This is a genomic window from Actinotignum schaalii FB123-CNA-2 (genome assembly GCF_000411135.1).
GTDB lineage: Bacteria > Actinomycetota > Actinomycetes > Actinomycetales > Actinomycetaceae > Actinotignum > Actinotignum schaalii_A.
Genome location: NZ_KE150263.1, coordinates 668019 through 682355 on the forward strand (window position 1 = coordinate 668019; position 14337 = coordinate 682355).

Below are 14337 nucleotides of genomic sequence, written 5' to 3' on the forward strand. Positions count from 1 at the left end.
TTTAACCAATCGTGGGGCACTCAGGCAGGGACGCGCCGTTACTTTCGTAGAGAGAATAACAATGATGTTATTCGTGGGACGGATGGGGCTGTTGATCTGGGCTGTCTCCTCAAGCTGGACCTAGCCGTTAAGAATCATGCACTCCAGTTCATCACCGATGCCCACGCTTTCTTGAGCGTCAGGCACCACCGCGAGCCCGTTCGATTTCGCGAAATTCGCCAGTGAGAGCAGCTCCACATCCCCCACCGGGTCAAATTCGTAGCCGGCGCGCGGATCGCCATAGACCTGCACCCGCACGTAATCCTGCACGCCGGGCCGGGAGAGCAGCCCACGCGCCGCCCGGGCCCGAATGGAGCGCGGGGTCACGTGCTTGTAGCCGGCCATTTTCCGCAGCGAGGGGCGCACAAACACCTCGAAGCACACCAGCGCGGCCACCGGGTTGCCCGGCAGGCAGAACATGAGTGCCGAATTTGCGCCGTCGCCCCCGATGGTACCCACCCCGATGTGCCGGCCCGGATTCATAGCGACGGCGTCGAACCTCATCGACCCGAGCGGGGACAGGACCTCTTTGAGGGTATCTCCACCCCCGTAACTCAAACCACCGGTGGTGAGGATAACGTCGGCGCGCAACAGCTGGTCCTCCAAGGACTCCCGCAAGATATGCCGGTCATCCGAAACCGCCGGCACGCGATACGCAACCGCCCCGGCGTTACGCACCGCGGTGGCAAGCGCGTGCGAATTCGCGTCGTAAATCTTCCCGTTGCCCAAAGCCTTTCCGGGTGCCACCAGTTCATCGCCCACGGACATGACGACGACGCGCGGCGCCGGCCGCACCCGCACCCGGTCCCGCCCGGCCGCCGCAAGCAACGCGATGTGACGCGCCCCGATACGGGTGCCTTCCTCCAGAATCGTGGTGCCGGCCCGCAGGTCCTCACCCTGCGCGCGCACATTCTCCCCGGGGGCCACGCGCGCCGTAATATCCACCTGCGCTTCCCCGTGATCCGTATCAATAAGGGGAACAACGGCGTCCGCGCCCGTGGGCATCCGCGCCCCGGAAGCAATGCGGGCCGCCGCGCCAGGAGTGTGGGCGATGCGGTCGGTGGTGACGGCGAAAATATCGTCCGTCACCGGGAAATGCACCGGGCGGGCAGGTTCCGCACCGAAAGTTTCGTCCGCGCGCACCGCGTAACCGTCCAGCGCCGCCAGGTCGGTGTGAGGAACATCAACAGTGGCGACAACGTTTTCGGCAAGAATACACCCCATCGCGTCAGCAAGCTCCACATCGAGAGCCTCCAGGGGCTGGGCGACCTTTAAGAATTCATCGAGTTGCTCGGCTACTGTTTTCACGCATTCCTCCTCGGTACACAGCACAGCGTACCGGTTTGGGGGCCTGCCAGCGCTAACGCCGCGCGCACGGGCCTTGCCTCCATCCGCAAAGGGCCTTACTCCTAGCGGGCATCCAGCCGCTCGTGCCACACTGGTGCCATGACCGACCACACCATATCTCTTCCTGATGTCTCCGCGATGGCGCTGCCGGAAGCCAAACAAGCCTTGCGCGCAACGGTGCGCGCGGCTCGAGCCAAGCGCACGCCCGCTGCCCGTGAGGAAGCCGAGGCCCGCTGGGTCACTACCGTGCTGGATTTCCTCGGCACCGCCACCACAGTTGCCGGTTATATTTCCGTCGCTAACGAACCGGGTACCCGTGCTCTGTGCGATGCGATTGTGGCCAGCGGGCGCACCCTCCTTGTCCCCAAGCTCGGCCCCGGGCTCACCCGCCAGTGGGCGCGCTATACCGGCGCGGATAATCTTACCGATCAGGCTCCCGGCCGGCCGCCCGCACCTCGGGGTGAAGCCCTGGATTCCGCGGTATTACGCGAGGTTGATGCCGCTTTTATCCCCGCGCTGCTCGTCAATCACGATGGCGTGCGCCTGGGGCAGGGCGGGGGCTGGTACGACCGCGTCCTCAAGCAGCTCGATAGCTCCACCCCGGTGGGCGCCCTGGTGTGGCCCGAAGAATACGTGCACACTCCCCTCCCCCACGATGAGATGGACGTGCCGGTGCACTACGTCCTCCTTCCTGAAACCGTGGTGGACCTGGGCGGGCATACCCCTATGCACTAGGAGTTACGGGCCACTTCCCCGAGGGCACGTGCCACGCGCTAGAATAATGCGCCGTACGGCTTGTGCCGGCCGCACCTCGGCTCGGCCACCGGCCCGGAAAGGAAGAACGTGCCTACCTACAGTTACCGTTGCGATAATTGCGGTCACCATTTTGATGCGCACCAGTCGATGACAGCCGCCGCCCTGGTTACCTGCCCGGAATGCGGGAAAGACTCCTTGCAGAAGGTAATGGCGGGGATCAGCGCAATTGTTTTCAAAGGCTCGGGTTTCTACCACAATGACTCACGTTCTTCGGGTGGAAGCTCTACGCAAAAGTAAGGACGACGACGCAGCTCGGTTTATCCCCAACTCCGCGAAACGCTGCCGGTATCCACACAAGGGCCTAGTTCTGGTTCGCAGCTGATTAGCTCCCGCTAGCCTCGAGCCATGACCGGACTCCACACACGGCTGTGGCGCGCACGCCATCTGCTGCTAGCCGGGGTTGCCATCCTGGCTTTTTTCACCATTCTTCAGGCTATCGAGCGCCGCTACCCAGATACCGGGCACGTGTTAGTAGCACGCCGTCATCTACCGGCCGGACACGTGCTGAGCGGGCGCGATGTGGAGGCGCGCACCGTGGCCCGGGATCTTATTCCAGATAATGCACTGACTACGGCCGCTGAGGCTAAGGGGCAGCGCCTAGCTGCTAATATTCCGGCCGGCTATCCCCTGGCTCGCGGGCTGCTCCTTTCCCAAGAATTTTTACGCGATCCACCCGCCGGGCACGTGGTGGTCGCGGTGCGGGTAGCATCCGATGGGACCGGGAGCTTTATTGAGCCGGGTAATTTTATTGGGCTATATGCGCCGGCCCCGGAACACAGCGCAGAAGCCGGAGCGGTTCGACTGGTAGACCGGGCGGCGGTGGTGGGGATCGGGGAAGAAGAAAAGAACACCGGTATGCTCTCCGAGGGCGTCACATATCGAGTGCTGTACCTGGTTGTTCGCGAAAAAGACGCTAATCTTATTGTGGGTTACGCTGCCGCAGATTCTTTGCGGGCAGTACTGGTACCCCCTCCATAGTTTCTACCATCGGGGTAGTCCCGGTGGCTTTCCGCGCGAAAGGATGCAAGGTGCTCGCAGGTTTTAAGAAGTTTGTTATGCAAGGTAATGTCATGGACCTCGCCGTCGGTGTTATCGTCGGTGCGGCTTTCTCCGCCGTGGTGAAGTCCCTGACGGACCACATTCTCATGCCGCTTATCGCCGCCATTTTCGGGCAGCCGAACTTCGACGGTAATTTTGTGTGGCATTTGGGCGGAGGCGAAATTCAATTCGGTAGCTTCCTCACCGCTGTGGTCAACTTCTTCATCGTGGCTTTCGCACTGTACTTCTTCCTGGTTCTCCCCATGAATAAGCTGCGTGAACGCCACGCTAAGCCGGCCGCTGAGGCCCCGGAAGATCCCCAGCTCATCCTTCTCAAGGAGATCCGTGACGAGCTGCGGGCTAAGCGCGACTAATCGCTTGAGCTTGCGCTAGTCCGCGCAAGTCTGCGCACGTGCGGAACTTCCCTGTTTTTCGGAGTGCGCTGCCGCTTAGAGCTTGCCGAAATGCGGCGGGCGTTCGTCAAGGATGGTCTGCTCGTGAGCGGTGCGCGCCACGATATCCCGCGTGCGAATCTCACGAGCGGATGCGACCGTGTCCCGGGGCGCCACGATGCTGGCCCCCGGGACGCTATTTTTTAACGCCGATTTTTTGGTGGGCGTGTCCGGATGCGGTAGGGTCGCTCCCCCTTCGCCGCGCGCGAGGCGCCGGAGAGCTTCGGCGGCGTCCTTGAGTTCGCCGCTTTCTATCCGCCGGGCATCCACTTCGGACAGGCGCACCACAGCTCGGTGGGTGCGTCCGGAATGCGTATTACTTGCCACCGCCGCGCACCTAGTCCTGTGCCAGACCGGAGCGGCGCACCACATTACCGAGCACGGCATCGGCCTGGGGGCCACGGCGGCGGATATCCAGCTCGCTACGCAGTTCTTCCACCAGCTGCTCGGACGTGCGGGCCACCCCGTCGGAGGCTATCCAAGCCACCACGTCATCAAGCTGATCGTCCGAGTAGGCGGCCAGCGGCAACCCCGGCCGCACCGCGGGTTTCTTTCCCCGGGCCCGGCGTGAAGCTTCCGGATCTGAAACCGCAGCAGGGTTTGCTTCCTGCTCGCTGCTCCCGGCTGGCACGTGCGACCTTACCGCGCCGGGCTCGCCTTGCTGACCTTCAACACCGGTATCGCCCGGCTTTCCAGCACCCGCTGGCCCTGCTTCATCCGCCGCGTCCGTCACACCCGGCTCATCCGCGGCTCCCGCCCGAGCAGAATATGCTTCATCAGCTACGTCCGCGCCAAAAACGGGGGTATCTTCCGCCCGGTGGCGCGCGGCAGCCTCGTCACGGCGCACCACCCGCACGAGCGCTTCAATACGATCCGCTTCAGCTTCCGGATCGAGGAAAATCGAGGAGGAGAAGGTTTGTACCACTTTCCAGCCCAAATCCTCGAGCATCTCGACCCGGTAGCGGTCACGGCGGCGCAGGGAAGGTTCGGCAACGTAATCAGCGTCGTCGGTCAATACAGCCACCCGCCAATCACCTTCGTGTTCAGCAACAACAAGCGGGATGCGCAAACCGGCGTCGTACCCGTAGTAGAGCGCGGTGAAAAGCCCGCGTCCGCGCAGGCGCGCGGCTAGATCGAAAAGCAACGGGCTGGCCTTGGCCACATCCTCGTCCGCCCCGATGAGTAATTCTTGCCGGGCGGCCGTCTCGAGCAGGGTAGCTAGCAGCCGAGGAGCTGCACCGGAAAGATCGTCCACCCCGATATCACCGGGTCCTAACGAAGAAATAACACTCATATAGCGGCTGGGAACCAGGAGCGCCTCACTCAGGTAGCGCGCGCCGTCCGGTTCCGTGAGCGGCCCGAAGGTGTGCAGAACCCGGCCGTGCACCGTCTTCCCGAAGCCCACCGAGAATATAACCCGGTCGCGCCGCAACCCGCTCGCGCCGGTGATATCCACCACCGGCACCAGGCTAGCCGCGGACTCACCCGCCTCAGCCAGGGCCGGGCTATTCGCGATGGTACGTTCCACCGCCGCCCGCACATGAACGGCATGCAAACGCGAAATCGTAATAACAGCCAGGGATTCTTCGGGTCGGGTGAGGAGATGATCCACAACGGCATCTACCACCGCATCCACTTCCGCGCTGGGAGCTTCGACCATCCCGGTATTCGGGGAGGGCACCCCGCGCCCGTCCACCACGTGCAGGCGGTTAGCCCGGCGCGCCCGCCCCGCCGGGGCGGCGCGGTCGGCGTCGTCGTACCCGAGGGTGCGCAAGCAGGCGAGGGCAAGGTCATCGTGATGCGCACGGAAGGTAGGAAGTTCGCACACCGGGAGCGCATCAGCCAAAGCCGCGAGCGCGCTCTCCGCACCAGCCCGCGCCACGTCACCGAAAACGACGAGCTGCGAGCCACGCGCCATGAGGGCGACCACCGCGGCCAGCGAAACATCCTCGATACCGTCCAGAATCACCACATCCGCCCAGGGCAAAGTGGGAATGAGTTCAGGAACCAGCGCCGGCGGTACCACCCACACCGGGCGTGCCGCCTGGACCAGCGCGGTTGCCGAGGCAGTCACGTCGGCCAGCGCGCTCACTCCAGCGCGGGCCAAGTAACGATCCACAGCCACAGTTTCTTCGCGCTGTTTGCGGGCAACCTCTTGCATATGGGTGATCGCGGCGCGCAGCACCGGCCCGGGCAAGCTCTCCACATGTTCGCGATCCAGGTCCCGCACAGTGTGTACAAGCAGGGCCAACTGCTGCGGACCAGCCTGGGCCAGCACGGTGTTACGAGCAATGAGCTGCTCAAACACAGAATTGGTGTAGGCCAGGTCAAGTTCGGCAGCCACCGCGTCCCCGCTTACTTCACGGCGAGCCATATCACGAGCGAAATCGCCCAGGCCACTATCCTCAAGGTCGTGGAGGAGGTCGATGCGGCGCGGCTGCGAATCAAGCACCCGACGCTGGGAGACCAGCGCGCGCGCAAAGGCCAGCACATTTTCGATGGGCTCGCGGCGCAGGCCAGCGCGGTGCGGGAGGAATTCCTCGAGTTCGCGCACCTGCCCATCCACTTCCGCGGCCGTCGCACGGATCATCGTCATGCCCTCGGGGAGGGTAGGCCAATCACTTTCCGCGCTGTAGCGGCGCCAAATATCGCGCTGGCGTGCCACTTCGCTCAGGGCCGCGTGCATATCCGCCACCCGGATCCCCGGGCGCACAAAATCGCGGGCCTGCTTGGTGAGAGCGCGGCGCTGGGCACGTTTCATGCTTTCGCCGTGTTCGGCACGCCATTCATCGCTCGCGGTGGCGATCACCATATCGGCAACAGAACGTTCGTAGATAGCCGGTTTGAAGACCTCGAGAGTATCGGAGATCCCTTCGAGCATCTTGATTTGTTCCATCCACTGCGCCAATGTCTTCGGGCGCGCCAGGCCGGTTTCCCCGGCCACTCGCTGGGATTGCTCCATGACCAGGGGAAGTGTTTCGGTAGCCATGCGGGTGACGGTGGAGAAAGCGCGGGCGGCATCATCCTCCGTGCGGACCTGCGCGCGCAACCATTCCGAATTCCCGCCCCCGGTAAAGGCGCCGGCACGGCTTGCTTCCGCGAGCCGTTCGAGCACCGCCTCGCGCTCCTCACGCACCCGTGCGGCGGCGGTGGCATCCAGGCGCACTTTCGTGGCCGGCCCCTTGGGCTGTGCGGCAAGCTCAGCCAAATGTTCGAGCACGTTATACACCGAGGTATTCCATACCGGATCGATGGCGTGCAGGGCGTTCACGTAACCGCGCAGGCTGCGCCGGGCCGCTTTGAGATCGCGGCGCACGGCCAGGGTGCGTTCTTCGTCAATCTGCGGGAACTTCTGGCGCAGGCCCTGGCGCAGCCGCAAAGCCGCGTCGTTAATATCAGAGAGGTCGATGAGCAGTTCGCCCACACCGAGTTCTCCAGCCCGCGCGGTCACCGCCGCGCGCCGCGCCCTACTGCCGGGAATATAAAGAACGGAACGGCTGGATGCTGCTGCATCCGCGGCAATCGCCACCAGGGTGGTCACGTCCGCACTTCCCGGCGGGGTATCGATAACGACGTCGCGGCCAGTTGCCACGGCCTCCACCGCGGCAAGTTCGGCCACATCCAAATCGCCCACCCCGCGTTCGCCCTCGGGAGCCCGGTCACGTTTCTCGGCCGGAGGAAGCGGGGCGCTGGTGAGCTGATGGGTGCCCCGATCACCGGCAATCGCCGCGAGCACCCCGGAACGAATCATGACGGGGCGCAGCAGCTCGGCATCGGTAATGGCCCGCGCGGCCGGATCGGCAAACATCCCCAAGAGCACCTGAGGGCGGTAGGACGCCCCGGGCAAATAGAGGTGGGACAGGCGTCGCACCCGGGTAATAAGTTCATCTTCGGTGGCCCGTTCCACCCGGGTGAGCTGGGCTAATTCCCGCACCGGGGCGCCGTGTTGGCGCAGTGCACTCACAATATCCGGATTGACGGACAGGGCCGGGGTGGTTTGGATGAGGGCATCGGTGCCCACGTCCTCCACCCGTAGCAAGCGGTAGACAATCGGTACGCTCACTTCACGCACCTGCCGGCTTTCTTCGCCGCTTTGCGCGGCGGGCTGCTCGAGTGGCTCCGCAAACCCGGCCTGCGCCTCCACCTGAGTGCCTTCCGCAGCCTGCGCGGCCTCCTCCGCGCAGGCCCGCATCGCTTCCGGATCGAGCTTGAGTTCGCCGGTGTCCTCATAGCCGGGTTCCAGCTCATCACTGGGGCGGCGCGGCGGGAGCTCCGTCCACGTCAGGTTTCCGCTGGCCAACTGTATCGGGGCGTACCCATATTCTTCAGCGGCACGCGCTACCTGCTCACGCAGGGTTCGCCACGTGGCTAAAGCTTCTTGCTGGCTACGCTCCTCCCGAATAAGCGAGGTGAGGCGGGTGGGTGCCCCGGAAGAAAACTGTGCTCCCCCGGTCGGATGCGGGTGGGTAAGATCAATGCACACTCGCGCGGCCGCGTTTTCCGCCGCGCGCTCCGCCCGCGCCCTCAGCTCCTCCTGCCAACCGGCATAGGCTCGGGAGACGAGCTCTTCACGCTGCGGGGCGGGAAGCGGGGTGAGATTCTCCTCCGCGTCACGGGGATAGCTGTCACTATCGGTCCCGTGCTGCGCGGCTGCGGTGCCCGGGACGTTGTGCGGTGCGACGCCGGCGGCGCCGGTCTGCCTCGCCTGTTCAGCTGGCGTGGCGGAATTGCCGGCAGCCTCCGCACCGGCAGCGGACACCGCGGGGGCCGCGGCCGGTGCGGACACTACGGGCGTATCCTGCGCGGATTCAGCGGGGTCGCCCGCGGGCACCGCGGCGGTCTCGGGAACCGCGGCGGTTTCACGAGAAAGAGATTCACGAGCCGGATGCCGGCGAGAAGAGCGTTTGAAGAGAGGAGTCACGACCTTAACGCTACTCAGGTCCGGCGTAAAAGTCCCTATGCGCGCCGTAATAAGCCAAAAATTATGGCTTTATTCCGCCACAGGCGTGGAATGTGCGGCCGCCGTAGTGGCAGGCACGGAAGATTCCGGAATAGAGAACGACGACGCACCCTCGGCCGGGCGCAATCCCGGCCAGAGAGGGAGCTCCTGGAGCTGGCCACCCACGTGCCGAATAAGCAGCTGCGGAGCGGGCTCCCCATCCGGTTCGGGACGATGCTCCCCGCTATACACAGCAGTCAGTGCGGTATCACACACCGCATTCACCGCTGCGGAACCCGAATCAGGGGCACCGATAACCGGCAGGCCAGCCAGCGCGGGATCCGTGCGCTCAACTACGGTCAGCTGCGAGGCATAGCAACGTAGCGCCGCCACCACGGTGGCTTCATGCTCCCGAGCGGTGCGATAGCACCATCCGGCTTGCCCGGGAGTGGAAGCCAGCTCAAGCACGGGAATTCCGGTAATCCGGCCGAGGGCGCGAGCCAGGTGATGCACCCGTACGTGGTCGGGGTGGCCGTAGCTTGCTGCGGCGTCGTACCCAATAATGACCGTGGGCCGCACGTGCGCGAGGAGCGCCCGTGCATCTGCTATTTCTTCACTCAGCTCCGCGCGGGAAAAGGCGCGCGGGCCGGCGCTGGGTGCGGGACCGGCGACCCCGGGAGCAATCCAAACCATCCCGGAATCCCGGTAGCGGCGCGGGGCGGCGCCGGATGCGAGAGCGGGCGCGGTGCCGAGCCAAAAGCCATCCGTCACCCCGAGGATCGCGCGCGCCCGGGTGATTTCTGCTTCGCGCCGGGCAACGAGTTCGGCCTCCCCCGCCCCGGCGGGCAAGATTCCAGGGACCGCTTCGCCTTCTTCGCCGCGGGTGCAGGTGAGGATGCTGACGCGGTGCCCGGCGGCGGTGAGAAGCGCGGTGAGGCCGCCGGCCTGGATCGCTTCGTCGTCCGGGTGGGCGTGGAGGAAGAGGGTGCGGGCGAAGAGCGGCCCACTGGGGTCCCAGCTCCACGGGCGCGCAGCCGCGCCGTTGCACACGCGACCATCAAACTCGCGAGGCGTGCTCATGCGTGCCTCCCGAGTTTGCGGTAGGCGGCAGCGTAATCGCGCGCGACCGCGTCCCAGGTGCGCGATTCGGCGAAGGCGCGCCCCGCGGCGCCGTGCCGGGCTCGCAAAGCCGGGTCGTCCAGGTAGGCTCGCACCGCACCGGCCCATTCGCGTGGCTCGCGGCTGCGGCACAGGGTGCCCGTCACGCCGCCGTGCACGGATTCGGGAATCCCGGAGGAATCCCAGGCCACCACGGGGGTGCCGCAGGCGGCCGCTTCCACGTTGATAATCCCAAAAGTTTCCGAGAAAGAGGGGTTGAGGAGGAGCTGTGCGTGGGCGAGGAACGCCGCGAGGCCGGTGCGTGGAAGCGGGCCGATGAAGCGGACGTCGCTTTCCATTCCGGTTTCTGTTACGACGGCGCGCAAATGGTCCTCGTAGCCGGCGAAGTCATCGGAGGCCGCCCCGGCAATAACGAGGAGCGGGCGGGTGCCGGCGGGCAGCTCCGCGAGCGCGCGAATCGCTAAATCCGGGGCTTTCAGGGGTTGGAGCCGCGCAGCGAAGAAAACGTAATCCCGCCCGCCGGTTACCTCGGTGACGCAGTCGGGTGCGGTGGGCGCTGCGGCCGGTGAGGCGGCAACGAGTCCGCCAGCGGGGGCCGGGTGGAACATCTCAATATCCACGCCCGGGTGCACGATGTCGACCGGGCAGGGCGGTGTACCGTAGCGCTGCGCGATCATCTCTTTTTCCGCTTGGGATACCGCAATGATGAGATCAGATTCGCGCACGCAGCGCGCCTCGCCGGGCCCCCGCCCAGCGGATTCCGCGGGTTCACCGTCGGCAAGATTTTGGCCTTCCCGCGCAGCTACCGAATGGAAGGACTGCACGTGAGGGCGCCCGGTTTCTTGGGAGACGGGCAGGCAGGCCACGCCCGCGAACCAGTGGTGGGAGTGGATAAGATCGACGCCGCTGCCGTGCTCGGCCATCCACCGGCGAAATTCCACCGTGAAGGGGGCGATGAGGCCATCGGTGTGGCTTTTCGCCACGGGGTGGCGCGGGCCGGCTGGCAAGAAGAAAGCACGCACGCCCGGCATGACCTCATGCATATAAGGCTGGCCGGGTTCGCTGGCGCGGGTGACCAGATCAACCCGGTGCCCGGCGCGGGCCAGGGCCTGTGCGGTATTGGTTACCACCACGTTGAGGCCGCCGGCGTCAGCGGATCCGGGAGTGGCCAGTGGGGAGGTGTGCACCGAGGTCATAGCGATATGGAGCGGGGCAGGCGCGCCGTCGTTCCTATCCGGTTCCTGTGCGTGGTGCGTATTTCCCAAGGTCATTCCCCCAGCCTACCCGGGAATTACGTCCCAAAGGTACAGGCGCTTTACGTAGAGGCGAGGATGCTCAACAGTTCCCCGACTCGGCTCGATGGATTCAACCCCGCCTCTCCGTTCTGTTTATCCGCATTTTTCGCTCTCTCGTATGAATCTCGCCACGACTCCACCGGAAAAGTGCTAGGTACGCTCTTACCATCAAGGTGGGGAACGAGTTTCTTCTCAAGCTCACCTGGACGTACGTGTGCGAAATGATCCGCAATATGCCACCACAACCAGATCTCGAAACAAGGATTCGAGACGAAAACTCCGAAACCTTGTGCTTGAGCTTCCTTCACGACAGCCTGCAACGTTGGATGCTGGTCAGTATCCATGACGAGACAAATATGCTGATACTTTCCCGAGTGCCCGGCGATGGACATAGCCTTATCTAATACTCGCCTAGGTTCACCTCCACCGGACACAATTTTGAGAGTAACTGCCCGATTGTCACGTATTAACTGCTGAAACAAGCCGAAGTACTCGACCTCCGTTACTGAGCCTTCGGTAACAATCAGGTAGCTCTCACGCAGACGCCGTTGGGGACGTTTTCTCGCCATCGCTGTGCCCGCCGATCATTTTCCGGAACAGCCAGGGTTCAAGTAGCGGTGTAGCACCTAAACGGCCCGACATGTACAAGCTGGCCATATCGGTGCCAGGCTTCACGTCGGGGAAATCGGCCACGGAGAAAAGATCAGTAGCACCCTCATTATTTTTTTCCGTCAGCCATACCTGTCCCGGCATCAAGCCGGTATCGGATTCGTTCGAGAGAAAATAAGGGTTATGGCTCGTGAAAATGATTTGACCGCCATTGGTATTCAGCTCTGGATCTTGGAAAGCAGCGATGAGCTCAGTTGCCAGCATCGGATGCAAACTCGCGTCAATCTCATCCACGCATACAACTTTTCCCGAGCGTAAAGCTTCAACAGCTAAACTCCCTAACGCTAGCCAGGATGTGGTACCGAGGGATTCTTGTTCAGCGGCGAAGGTGATTGAGTCTTTCGCACCCTTATGGGAAAAACGCAGAGCTAAAGCGAATTGTTTAACTAGTTCGGCCGTGATTTCCTCATCCTGGTGTTGCTCAGGAATCAGTTTCTTGAGCATATCCAGTAATTCGGGCGGGAATTCCCGCGACTCAACGCTAATATCGTCAATCCCCACATCAGCAACCTTTGCCAAACTGGCATAGAGCCGCCGCTTGGCAATATTTTTAGAAAGGTCGCTGGTGAGCCTATGAACCTGCAGATCGTAATCGGAGTTACCCACCCGATACATGAGTAATTCTCTGCCGATTGTGCGTGCGAGGTCGCCTAAAACCTTGGTATCAAGAACCGAGGCGCGCGAAAGAACCAGCTCACGGGGTGAAACCTCATTGATCTTCCCCACCCGCGTGGGGTGCACCTTATGCCCGCGCACGTCCCGATCAATAAGCATTGTGGCGCGAGTCGAGTAATAGGCCCGTAATTCTTCCCGAACAATCACTCTCTCATTGAGCGTGAAGCTATAGACGTAACGAATACCATCCGTCACGAAATCAATCCATAGCGTGGTATCCGCGTTCCGTTTTTCCGGGTCCAGTGCAAAAGGAGGCACGGGCAACTTATCGGCGCTGGCCCACGAGCGTGCCGAGTTGTAAACGGCGTCTCGGATGAAGTTAAGTGCCTCCAGCACGGTGCTCTTGCCCGAAGCATTTGCCCCGTAAATAGCCGCGCATGGCCATACGTGCTCACGCCACAATTCACCTTTGGGTGGAATGTTATGCCGCAACGAAGGGCGGAGGAGGGACAGCTCCCATTCATCACGCAAACTTCTAAAGTTAGCGCCGCCCACACCGAGGAGTATCATACCGACCATTCTAGTGTCGAAATACGTGCAAATACAGAATCGATATGCATTTTGCACATTTTCAGACATGAAATACCCAGCGAAACTGTTTCACAGTTCAATAGCAGAGTGGGGCTATAGACCGCAGAGTGGACTACTGCCGGTAGCCAACCTGAAAACACGAAAAATCCCGCGTCACAGGCAGACCTATGACGCGGGACATCGCAACTGTGCCCCCGAAAGGATTCGAACCTTCGACCTACCGCTTAGGAGGCGGTCGCTCTTCCCCTGAGCTACGAGGGCGGGCCCACCGCCGATCATTCATCCGAACGACGGTGGGAATAAGATAACCGTTCCAGGTTACTCTGCGTGGCACCGTGGGCGCTACTTACCTCGGGCAATTCCGCGTTACCTGCCGCATACAGGGCCGCACTACTATCGCGGGTCACCTACTGCCCGCGCGCGAGACCATACGGGCACCTCGCGCCACCGCACCCGCTACTGCGCCGAAGGATCGGGCACATCCCAGGGCACATTGGTATCAGGAACGTGGAGGTTCTTGGTGGCGTGGGTCGGCACCACGAGCACCGGCGATTGGGTACCTAGGAGCAGCGTGTGGCTGGTGGAGCCGAAGAGCAGCCCGGTAATTCCGCCGCGGCCGCGCGCCCCCACCACCACCAGGTCCACAGAGCTAGAGAATTCCGCCATGATTTCCGCCGCGGAGCCTTCCACCGCGTAGCAGCGCACCTGCACGGTTTCATCCCCGCGCAGCACCTCGGCCACGGTTTCTTCCAAGCCCAGGCGGGTGTCATCCAGAATTTCACGGGTCATATCCCCGCCGGGAAGCAGGCCGCCCCCGGCGCGCGTCACCGATACCGCGTTAATTGCGGAGACCTGCGCGCCCCAGCGCCCGGCCATCCGCACCGCCAAATTAAGGGCATATTTCGATTCCTGCGAGCCGTCCACTCCCACCACAATGTGGCGGATCGGCAGGCGCCGCGAATGCTGGAGCGGCACCACGGCAACCGGGCAGTACGCCTTGGAAACAATCGCGCCGGCCACCACACCCAGCTGGTCAATATCAGCGGTATCCGCCCCGGAATATCCGACCACCAGCCGGGAAGCAGTTTTGGATTCTGCCAGGAGCAGCTCGACCGGATCCCCGGGTAGCGCCACCGCGGTGGCTTCTAAGCCCGCCAGGCCGGCCACGCCTTCCTGGGCGAGCGCCTCCCGCGCGATACTCATGGCGCTCTCATAGGAGCCGCGCGGATCTGGGCCTTCCTGGTAGCAGGTGAGGGCCCGCAGGGTGGCATTGCGGCTCACGGCCACGTGCGCACCCCATATAAGTGCCGCGCGCGATTCGGGGGAGCCATCCACCCCAACGACCACGGAATTCTCATGCTGGTACATCGTTACCTCCGTTGCCCATTCTCCCACGGGCCCGCCCCGGGGTGGAACC

General features: G+C 63.3%; 12 protein-coding genes and 1 tRNA gene. 4 read left to right on the forward strand and 9 right to left on the reverse strand.

Annotated elements, in window-relative coordinates:
• Nucleotides 1–120 precede the first annotated feature (120 nt).
• On the reverse strand, nt 121–1347 hold the full coding sequence (gene glp, locus HMPREF9237_RS08125; RefSeq protein ID WP_016443266.1) for a gephyrin-like molybdotransferase Glp: 1227 nt from the start codon (nt 1345–1347) through the stop codon (nt 121–123).
• 138 nt (nt 1348–1485) lie between these two features.
• Between glp and HMPREF9237_RS08130 the strand changes: the two genes are divergently transcribed.
• From HMPREF9237_RS08130 to mscL, 4 genes are all read left to right on the forward strand, one after another.
• Nucleotides 1486–2121, forward strand: coding sequence for a 5-formyltetrahydrofolate cyclo-ligase (locus HMPREF9237_RS08130; protein WP_016443267.1), 636 nt, complete (start codon nt 1486–1488; stop codon nt 2119–2121).
• A 108-nt stretch (nt 2122–2229) separates the two neighbouring features.
• Nucleotides 2230–2439 (forward strand): FmdB family zinc ribbon protein, encoded by a 210-nt coding sequence (locus tag HMPREF9237_RS09930; RefSeq protein ID WP_016443268.1) that lies wholly within the window; start codon nt 2230–2232, stop codon nt 2437–2439.
• A gap of 108 nt (nt 2440–2547) precedes the next feature.
• Complete coding sequence (locus HMPREF9237_RS08135) at nt 2548–3180, forward strand: SAF domain-containing protein (RefSeq protein ID WP_016443269.1); 633 nt, start codon at nt 2548–2550, stop codon at nt 3178–3180.
• Nucleotides 3181–3230: 50 nt separating this feature from the next.
• Nucleotides 3231–3614, forward strand: coding sequence for a large conductance mechanosensitive channel protein MscL (mscL, locus tag HMPREF9237_RS08140; RefSeq protein ID WP_016443270.1), 384 nt, complete (start codon nt 3231–3233; stop codon nt 3612–3614).
• Nucleotides 3615–3689: 75 nt separating this feature from the next.
• On the opposite strand, the gene HMPREF9237_RS08145 is transcribed toward mscL, so the two are convergent.
• The 8 genes from HMPREF9237_RS08145 to HMPREF9237_RS08180 form a co-directional block, all read right to left on the reverse strand.
• Nucleotides 3690–4019: a hypothetical protein gene (locus tag HMPREF9237_RS08145; protein WP_039898951.1), complete on the reverse strand. Its 330-nt coding sequence runs from the start codon at nt 4017–4019 to the stop codon at nt 3690–3692.
• A gap of 10 nt (nt 4020–4029) precedes the next feature.
• Complete coding sequence (locus HMPREF9237_RS08150) at nt 4030–8613, reverse strand: hypothetical protein (protein ID WP_016443272.1); 4584 nt, start codon at nt 8611–8613, stop codon at nt 4030–4032.
• Between the two features lie 69 nt (nt 8614–8682).
• Nucleotides 8683–9711: a PIG-L deacetylase family protein gene (locus HMPREF9237_RS08155; RefSeq protein ID WP_016443273.1), complete on the reverse strand. Its 1029-nt coding sequence runs from the start codon at nt 9709–9711 to the stop codon at nt 8683–8685.
• Nucleotides 9708–11021: a glycosyltransferase gene (locus HMPREF9237_RS08160; protein ID WP_016443274.1), complete on the reverse strand. Its 1314-nt coding sequence runs from the start codon at nt 11019–11021 to the stop codon at nt 9708–9710. Before HMPREF9237_RS08160 ends, HMPREF9237_RS08155 begins: the two co-directional genes overlap by 4 nt.
• A 44-nt stretch (nt 11022–11065) precedes the next feature.
• Nucleotides 11066–11614, reverse strand: coding sequence for an RloB family protein (locus HMPREF9237_RS08165; protein WP_016443275.1), 549 nt, complete (start codon nt 11612–11614; stop codon nt 11066–11068).
• Nucleotides 11580–12968 (reverse strand): AAA family ATPase, encoded by a 1389-nt coding sequence (locus tag HMPREF9237_RS08170; RefSeq protein WP_016443276.1) that lies wholly within the window; start codon nt 12966–12968, stop codon nt 11580–11582. The genes HMPREF9237_RS08165 and HMPREF9237_RS08170 overlap by 35 nt, the downstream gene beginning before the upstream one ends.
• A 141-nt stretch (nt 12969–13109) precedes the next feature.
• Nucleotides 13110–13181: transfer RNA gene (locus HMPREF9237_RS08175), tRNA-Arg, on the reverse strand.
• 195 nt (nt 13182–13376) lie between these two features.
• The gene (locus HMPREF9237_RS08180) at nt 13377–14315 is read right to left on the reverse strand and encodes a universal stress protein (protein ID WP_231366725.1); all 939 of its coding nucleotides are present in this window, start codon (nt 14313–14315) and stop codon (nt 13377–13379) included.
• Between the last annotated feature and the right edge of the window lie 22 nt (nt 14316–14337).